The organism is Hymenobacter agri, from assembly GCF_054778495.1.
Genome location: NZ_BAAGZM010000148.1, coordinates 1 through 8,187, shown reverse-complemented (window position 1 = coordinate 8,187; position 8,187 = coordinate 1). Strand labels below are relative to the sequence as shown.

The window sequence follows — 8,187 nt, the reverse complement described above, 5'->3', positions numbered from 1 at the left end:
CCCCGCCCGCCCGCAGGGCTGGATGAGCGCCGCCGGCCACCGCCTGCACTTCGATGCGCAGGGCCGGGCCACCTGCCCCGAAAGCGGCGAAAAATACGAACTCAGCGCCGATGGCACCACGGTGCAGCCGGCCGCGCAAAAAAACCCCAAGTTGCCGAAAGCCAGCAACTAGCAACCGAAAATCAGCAACCGATAATTACTTCCCGTGTACGACCAACTATTGCGCAAAGAGGCCACGCTGGCCGTCATCGGCCTCGGCTACGTGGGCTTGCCCATCGCACTCGAATTCGCTAAGCAGCTGAAGGTAATTGGCTTCGACATCAACGCCGGCCGCGTGGCCCAGATGAAAGAAGGCATCGACCCCAGCGGCGAGCTCGAAAAAGAAGCCTTCGAGGGCTGCGACATCACCTTCACCGACTCGCTGGAGGTGCTGCGCCAGGCGCAGTTCTACATCGTGGCCGTGCCCACGCCCATCGACGAGCACGCCATGCCCGACCTCAAGCCCCTGCTCGGCGCCTCGTCGTCGGTGGGCAAGGTGCTGAAAAAGGGCGACTACGTGGTGTTCGAGAGCACCGTCTACCCCGGCTGCACCGAGGAAGACTGCATCCCGGTGATGGAGCGCCTCTCGGGCCTGAAATTCCCGACCGATTTCAAAGTGGGCTACTCGCCCGAGCGCATCAACCCCGGCGACAAGGAGCACACCCTGCGCCGCATCGTGAAAGTGGTGAGCGGCAACGACGAGGAAGCCCTCGACACCATTGCCAAAGTGTACGAGCTGGTGGTGGATGCCGGCGTGCACCGCGCCAGCAGCATCCGCGTGGCCGAGGCCGCCAAAATCATTGAGAACACCCAGCGCGACGTGAATATCGCGCTGATGAACGAGCTGTCGATGATTTTCGACCGCATGAGCATTAACACCTACGAGGTGCTCGAAGCCGCCGGCACGAAGTGGAACTTCCTGAAGTTCAGCCCCGGCCTGGTGGGCGGCCACTGCATCGGTGTCGACCCCTACTACCTCACCTACAAGGCCAAAGAGCTGGGCTACGACGCCAAGGTGATTCTGAGCGGCCGCACCACCAACGACAATATGGGGGCCTACATCGCCCGCAAAACGGTGCAGATGATGATTAAGAAGGGCAAGGACGTGGCCAAAAGCCGCGTGCTGGTGATGGGTGCCACCTTCAAGGAGAACGTGGAGGACATCCGCAACTCGAAGGTGGCCGACGTGATTCAGGAGCTGAAAAACTTCTCGGTGAACGTCGACATCATCGACCCGCACGCCGACTCGAACGAGCTGCACCACGAGTACGGCTTCCGCCTCACCAAGCCCGACGACGTGCGCACCGACTACGACGCCGTGATTGTGGCCGTGAGCCACAAGCCCTACGCCGAGAAGGACGAAGCTTACTTCCAGTCCATCACCGCCGAAAACCCCGTGCTGGTCGACATCAAAGGCCTGTACCGCGGCAAAATGAAGGACATCCAGTACTGGAGCCTATAGCGGTGAGTTGGTGAGTGGTGAAATGGTGAGTTTGATGTTCAGGATGCGCCATTAGCCCCTTCTGAACGTCAAACTCACTATTTCACCACTCACCACTTCACCATCTCACCAAATCACTCATGAACAAGATTCTCGTGACCGGCGGCGCCGGCTATATTGGTTCCCACGCGGTGGTGGAGCTGGCGCAGGCCGGTTTTCAGCCCGTGATTGTGGATGATTTCAGCAATTCGCAGGAATCGGCCGTGGCGGGCATTGAGGCCATTCTGGGCGCGAAGGTGCCGCTACACCGCATCGACTGCGGCGACGCGGCAGCGTTGCGGCAGGTGTTTGAGACGGAGCAGGACATCAAGGGCGTCATTCACTTCGCGGCCTTCAAGGCGGTGGGCGAGTCGGTGCAGAAGCCGCTGGCGTACTTCCAGAACAACGTGGGCTCGCTGCTCACGCTACTGGAAGTGATGAAGGAGCAGGGCGTTGAAAACCTGGTGTTCTCGTCATCGTGCACCGTGTACGGCATTCCCGATGCGCTGCCCGTGACGGAGGCCACGCCCACCAAGCCGGCCTCCTCGCCCTACGGCCGCACCAAGCAGATGTGCGAAGACATTGTGCACGACGTGGCCGGCGCGCCCGATAATAAAATCCGCACCATTCTGCTGCGCTATTTTAATCCGATTGGGGCCCACCCTTCGGCTAAAATCGGCGAGCTGCCGCTGGGCGTACCCAACAACCTGGTGCCCTTCATTACCCAGACGGCAGCGGGCATTCGGGCGAAGCTGACCGTGTACGGTACTGACTACGATACGCCCGACGGCTCGTGCATCCGCGATTACATTCACGTAGTAGACTTGGCCAAGGCCCACGTGGTGGCCGTGCAACGCCTGCTCGACCGCAAGGCGGCCGAAGCCGTCGAAACCTTCAATGTGGGTACCGGCCACGGCAATACCGTGCTGGAGGTAGTGCGCACCTTCGAAGAAGTGTCGGGCCAGAAGCTGAATGTGGAGTTCGGCCCGCGCCGCCCCGGCGACGTACCCGCCATTTATGCCGATGCCACGAAGGCCGAGCAAGTATTGGGGTTCAAAACTGAAACTTCGCTGGCCGATGCCCTGGCCAGCTCGTGGAAGTGGCAGCAAACTCTGGCGAAATAGTGAGATGGTGAAATGGGGAGCCGGCGTTCGACGCGCTACCATTTTGCCATTTTCTTATTCACTATTCCACCACCTCACCGTCTCACCTGTATGAAAATCCTCATTACCGGCGGCGCCGGCTTCATCGGCTCCCACGTTGTTCGCCTGTTCGTTACCAAGTACCCCGAGTACCAGATTCTCAACCTCGACGCGCTGACGTACGCCGGCAACCTGGAGAACCTGCGCGACATCGAGAAAGCCGAAAACTACCGGTTCATCAAGGGCGACATTGCCGACCAGAACTTCATCGACCAGCTGTTTGCCAACGAGGAGCCCGACGCGGTAATTCACCTCGCGGCCGAAAGCCACGTCGACCGCAGCATCACCGACCCGATGGCCTTTGTGAAAACCAACGTCATCGGTACCGTGAACCTGCTGAACGCGGCCCGCAACCTGTGGCAGCCCATGGGCTACGAAGGCCACGTGTTCTACCACGTAAGCACCGACGAGGTGTACGGCTCGCTGGATTTCGGCCCCGAGATGTTCACCGAGGAGACGGCTTACGACCCGCGCTCGCCGTACTCGGCTTCGAAGGCCAGCTCCGACCATTTTGTGCGCGCCTGGCACCACACCTACGGCCTGCCCATCAAGCTGAGTAACTGCTCGAACAACTACGGCCCCAACCACTTCCCTGAGAAGCTGATTCCGCTGGCCATTCACCGCCTGCGCACCAACCAGCCCGTGCCCGTGTACGGCAAAGGCGAAAACGTGCGCGACTGGCTGTTCGTGAAAGACCACGCCACGGCCATCGATGCGGTGTTCCACAAAGGCAAAAACGGCGACACCTACAACATCGGCGGCGTGAACGAGTGGCAGAACCTGAAGCTCATCGAGCTGCTCTGCGACGTGGTGGACCAGAAAACCGGCCAGGTGCAGGGCACCTCGCGCCAGCTCATCAAGTTCGTGACTGACCGCGCCGGCCACGACATGCGCTACGCCATCGACTCCTCGAAAATCATGAACGAGCTGGGCTGGAAGCCCTCCGTCACCTTCGAGCAGGGCCTGGCCCAGACCGTAGACTGGTACCTCGCCAACGAGGAATGGCTGAACAGCGTAACCAGCGGCGCGTACCAGGACTACAACGCCAAGCAGTACGCGGGGCGCTAGCGCAGCAATGAGGAATGAAGAATGAGGAATGAAGAATGAAGAATTACTTCGCCTGATTCAGCAGTAACAATTCCTCATTCTTCATTTCTCATTCTTAATTAAACGAAGTGTATAACACCCCCTTCCACGAGCGGCCGCTCGACAACCTGACTTTCCTTGTGACCGGTGGCGCGGGCTTCATCGGCTCCAACATCGTGGAGTACCTGCTGAAATACGGCGTGAAAAAGGTGCGGACCCTGGACAACTACTCCAACGGCTTCCGCAAAAACCTGGCGCTGTTTGCCGGCGATGACCGGCTGGAAATCATGGACGGCGATATCCGCGACGCGGCTACTTGTGCCGCCGCCTGCGCGGGCGTGGACGTGGTGCTGCACGAGGCCGCGCTGGGCTCGGTGCCCCGCTCCATCAAGGACCCGGTGCTGACCAACGACGTGAACGTGGGTGGCTTCGTGCAGATGCTGGCCGCTGCCAAAGACGCGGGCGTGAAGCGCTTCGTGTACGCAGCTTCGTCTTCAACTTACGGCGACCACCCCGGCCTGCCCAAAGTGGAAGACCGCATCGGCAAGCCGCTCTCGCCCTACGCCGTGACGAAGTACGCCAACGAGCTGTATGCCGACGTGTTTGCGAAGACCTACGGCATGGAAATCGTGGGTTTGCGCTACTTCAACATCTTCGGCCCGCGCCAGGACCCGGGCGGGGCTTACGCGGCCGTGATTCCGCTGTTCATCGACGCCATTCTGCGCAACGAAGCGCCCACGCTAAACGGCGACGGCGGCCAGACCCGCGACTTCACCTTCGTGGAGAACTGCGTGGAAGCCAACATCCGCGCCGCGCTGGTGGAGAACCCCGAGGCCCTGGGCCAGGTGTACAACATCGCCGTGGGCGACCGCACCTCCCTGGTGCAGATGTACGACATCCTGCGCGAAGAAGCGGGCTCAGACCTCGCGCCCAAGTTCGGCCCCGACCGCGCCGGCGACATCCGCGACTCGCTGGCCGACATCTCGAAGGCCAACCGCCTGCTGGGCTACCAGCCGCAGGTGCGCATCCGCGAGGGCCTGAAGCAGACGCTGGAGTGGTTCAAAGCCAACCAGGATTTTATTCAGGAGCGCAACTAGCTTGATTCAGGCAATAAAAAAGGCCGTTGGATGTGTCCAACGGCCTTTTTTATTGGGTATGTCTACTTAATCCACGAACAGCACTTGCGTCATCGTTTGGCCCACGGCTTTGAGCGTTTTGCGGTCGATGATGCTCATGTTGTCGGCGGTGGCGTGGTGGTAGGGCGGGAAGTAGTCGGTGCCGTAGCGCGGATGGTCGTAGATATCGACCGTCGGGATGCCGGCGTTGTTGGTGTACACGTGGTCGTCGGTGATGCCGCCGGTGTCTTCGTAGCGGAAGAAGTCGGAATAACCGAGCCGGGTGCCCACGCTCCAGATTTTATCGAGCGCGAACAGGGCCTTGGTGCGCGAGGTTTCTTCGCGGGTGAAGCTGCCGCCCTTGGCGCCCACCATGTCGAGCAGCACGCCGTACTCGGCCTTGTAGTTGGCGGGCAGCAGGTGCGTGCCCCAGTACTGCGAGCCCAGGCACCACGAGTCGGTGGTGCCGCCTTCGAGCTGGTTTTTGAGGTCCTTCTGGGTGCTTTCGTCGTGGCCCCAGTCTTCGGCATCGAAGAAGATGAAGTCGACGCCCACGTTGGGGGCCTGGGCCTCGGGCAGCTGGCTCAGGATGCGGGCCATTTCGAGGGCTACGGCCACGGCGCTGGCTCCGTCGGAGGCCCCGTCCATGGGTTTGTTGCGCTTCTTGGGGTCGGGGTCAGCATCGGCGAAGGGGCGTGTATCCCAATGCCCGAAAATGGCCACGCGGCGCACCGCCTGCGGCTGGTACTGCGCAATGATGTTGCGAGCGTGAATGTTGGTGCCGTCGAAGGTCATGGCTTCGAAGGGTTGCTCCATCACCTTCAGCTTGTAGCTTTTGAGCTTGCTCACCAGCCAGTTGCCGCAGGCAATGTGCGCCCTGCTGTTGGGCACGCGCGGCCCGAAGGCTACCTGCTTGGCCGTGAAGGCGTAGGCCGAGTCGGCGTTGAACACCGGCGCTTTGGGCAGGGCGGGCTCGGCGGCGGGGGCGCTGGTTTCGGCCGTTTCGGTGGCTTTTTTATCGGGGCAGCCGGTGAGCAGCACGAGGCCGGCCAGCGCGGCGAGGGGAAGGCGAAGGGTTGCGAGTTTCATGCGGAAAGCAATGCGGCGCGGACGGGTGAACCTCACCCCCGGCCCCTCTCCTCAGGAGAGGGGAGCCTGACGATTATGCGGTTATTGAATTTGCGGCGTGTTACTCCTCGCTATAGGCCCACTCCACGCCGGCCTTGGTGTCCTTTATCACAATGCCCTGGGTTTTGAGGGCACCGCGAATCTGGTCGACTTTGTCGTAGGCCTTGTCGGCTTTCGCCTCCGAATAGAAGCCGAGGGTAAGGGCAATGAGCTGCTCGGGGTCGACGGCGGTTTCTTCGCGCAGGCCCAACACGTCCTGCACCAGGGTGCGGTAGGTGGCGGCGGCCTGCGTGAGGGCAGCGGGCCCTACTTCGGCCAGCGCGGCCGGGTTGGCGGCCAGCGTATTGAAGCGCTTCAGTAGGTCGAACAGGGCGGCAATGGCGCGCGGCGTGTTCAGGTCGTCGTTCAGGAACTCAGCAGGCTTGGCGGCCAGTTGCAGCAGTTGCGCGGCCTCGGGCGTTAGGTCGGGGCCAATGCCTGACACCGCCAGCGAGTCGTCGCCGGCCAGCTTATCGAGCAGGCGCAGGCCGTTCATCAGCTTGCGGTAGCCTTTGCGGGCGGCCTGCAGCGCGTCGTCGCTCACGTCGACGGGCGAGCGGTAGTGGGCCTGCAGCAGGAAGAAGCGCACCACCATGGGCGAGTAACCCGATACCAGCGGCCCGGTTGGCCCGAGGAACATGTCGCCGAGCAGCACGAAGTTGCCCAGGCTCTTGCTCATCTTGGTGCCGTTCACGGTTATCATGTTGTTGTGCATCCAGATGCGGGCCTCGTCGGTGTGCGAGTGGCTGCCCTGGCTCTGCGCGATTTCGCACTCGTGGTGCGGGAACATGAGGTCGAGGCCGCCGCCGTGGATGTCGCTCAGCTCGCCGAGGTACTTGCGGCTCATGGCCGAGCACTCCAAGTGCCAGCCCGGGAAGCCTTCGCCCCAGGGCGAGGGCCAGCGCATGATGTGCTCGGGCGCGGCCTTCTTCCAGAGGGCGAAATCGAGCGGGCTGCGCTTCTCGCTCTGGCCCTCCAGGTTGGCGCGCGTGCCGGCCAGCTGGTCTTCGATGCTGCGGTTCGAGAGCTTGCCGTAGCGCTTGCCGTCCTCGTTGTACTTCGGCACGTCGAAATACACCGAGCCGTTCACCTCGTAGCCAAAGCCGTTGGCGATGATTTCCTCGATGACCCGAATCTGCTCGATGATGTGGCCGCTGGCCTGGGGCTCGATGTCGGGCGGCAGGCAGCCCAGGGCCAGCATGTGCTGGCGGTAGCGGTTGGTGAAGTGCTGGGCCACCTGCATGGGCTCGATGCGGGCGGCGCGGGCGGCCTTCTCCATCTTGTCTTCGCCGGTGTCGGCGTCGCTTTCGAGGTGGCCCACGTCGGTGATGTTGCGCACGTAGCGCACCTGGTAGCCCAAGTGGCGCAGGTAGCGCGTCAGCACATCGAACACCACCGGGCCGCGGGCGTTGCCCACATGGGCCTCGCTGTACACAGTAGGGCCGCACAGGTACACGCCCACCTGAGGCGCGTGCACGGGCTGGAATTCTTCTTTCTTGCGGGTAAGCGTGTTATAAAGCGAGAGCGACATGATGCAAAGGTAGCGGGCGAAAAACTCCCCTCCTTACTAAGGAGGGGATGTTGCGGCGAAGTCGCAACGGGGGTGGTTGTGGGTGTTGAACGAAAGTTGAACGGCAACAAGACCATAGTGTTCAAACGGCCCCGACGCCTGCCCTGCGGTGCCACCACCCCCGTTCGCGCTACAGCGCGAATGTTCCCTCCTTAGCTACGCTGACCTTCGGTTGGTAAGGCGGGGAGTTTGCTTCTTCCCACTCTTACTTCAGCCGGTACAGCGCTTCGAGCGGGTAATGGTCACTCCACTTGATTTCGTGGTGCACGCGGCAGCCCAGCACCTGCCACCCGGGCGAGGCAAACTGCTGGTCGATGCGCAGGAAGGGCAGCTGGCCGTGGTAGGTGGCCCCGATGCCCAGCCCAGCGGTGGCCCAAGCGTTTTGCAGGTGGTCGGCCAGCTGGTCGTAGGTGTAGGAATACGGCAGGTCGTTGAAGTCGCCGGCCAGCAGCACGGGGTAGGGCGAGCGCAGCACGCGGGCCAGCACGGTATCGACCTGGTTGCCGCGGGCCACGGCCCCGTTGCGGA

7 protein-coding genes are annotated in these 8,187 nt (G+C 62.1%); 4 read left to right on the top strand and 3 right to left on the bottom strand.

Annotated elements, in window-relative coordinates; genetic code table 11:
• Positions 1 to 205: 205 nt before the first annotated feature.
• The 4 genes from ACYVDE_RS09665 to ACYVDE_RS09650 all read left to right on the top strand — a co-directional run bounded on the left by ACYVDE_RS09665 (position 206) and on the right by ACYVDE_RS09650 (position 4,904).
• Positions 206 to 1,501, top strand: coding sequence for a nucleotide sugar dehydrogenase (locus ACYVDE_RS09665; protein WP_460501290.1), 1,296 nt, complete (start codon positions 206 to 208; stop codon positions 1,499 to 1,501).
• A 119-nt stretch (positions 1,502 to 1,620) separates the two neighbouring features.
• Complete coding sequence (galE, locus tag ACYVDE_RS09660) at positions 1,621 to 2,643, top strand: NAD-dependent epimerase/dehydratase family protein (protein ID WP_460501289.1); 1,023 nt, start codon at positions 1,621 to 1,623, stop codon at positions 2,641 to 2,643.
• 90 nt (positions 2,644 to 2,733) lie between these two features.
• On the top strand, positions 2,734 to 3,789 hold the full coding sequence (rfbB, locus tag ACYVDE_RS09655; RefSeq protein ID WP_460501288.1) for a dTDP-glucose 4,6-dehydratase: 1,056 nt from the start codon (positions 2,734 to 2,736) through the stop codon (positions 3,787 to 3,789).
• Positions 3,790 to 3,896: 107 nt separating this feature from the next.
• A complete protein-coding gene (locus tag ACYVDE_RS09650; protein ID WP_460501287.1) occupies positions 3,897 to 4,904 on the top strand; it encodes an SDR family oxidoreductase in 1,008 nt (335 codons plus the stop codon).
• A gap of 66 nt (positions 4,905 to 4,970) precedes the next feature.
• Here the strand turns inward: ACYVDE_RS09650 and ACYVDE_RS09645 are convergent, their stop codons facing one another.
• The 3 genes from ACYVDE_RS09645 to ACYVDE_RS09635 form a co-directional block, all read right to left on the bottom strand.
• Positions 4,971 to 6,011 (bottom strand): zinc-binding metallopeptidase family protein, encoded by a 1,041-nt coding sequence (locus ACYVDE_RS09645; RefSeq protein ID WP_460501286.1) that lies wholly within the window; start codon positions 6,009 to 6,011, stop codon positions 4,971 to 4,973.
• Between the two features lie 100 nt (positions 6,012 to 6,111).
• Positions 6,112 to 7,620, bottom strand: a complete 1,509-nt coding sequence (gene cysS, locus ACYVDE_RS09640) for a cysteine--tRNA ligase (protein ID WP_460501285.1) — start codon at positions 7,618 to 7,620, stop codon at positions 6,112 to 6,114.
• A 244-nt stretch (positions 7,621 to 7,864) separates the two neighbouring features.
• Positions 7,865 to 8,187: endonuclease/exonuclease/phosphatase family protein (locus tag ACYVDE_RS09635; RefSeq protein ID WP_460501284.1), on the bottom strand; the 323-nt coding region annotated here is incomplete at its 5' end.

Excerpts from the sequence above, each read along its gene's own strand:
- cysS (WP_460501285.1), bottom strand. The coding sequence starts at position 7,620 with ATGTCGCTCTCGCTTTATAACACGCTTACCCGCAAGAAAGAAGAATTC.
- ACYVDE_RS09645 (WP_460501286.1), bottom strand. The coding sequence starts at position 6,011 with ATGAAACTCGCAACCCTTCGCCTTCCCCTCGCCGCGCTGGCCGGCCTC.
- rfbB (WP_460501288.1), top strand. The coding sequence starts at position 2,734 with ATGAAAATCCTCATTACCGGCGGCGCCGGCTTCATCGGCTCCCACGTT.
- galE (WP_460501289.1), top strand. The coding sequence starts at position 1,621 with ATGAACAAGATTCTCGTGACCGGCGGCGCCGGCTATATTGGTTCCCAC.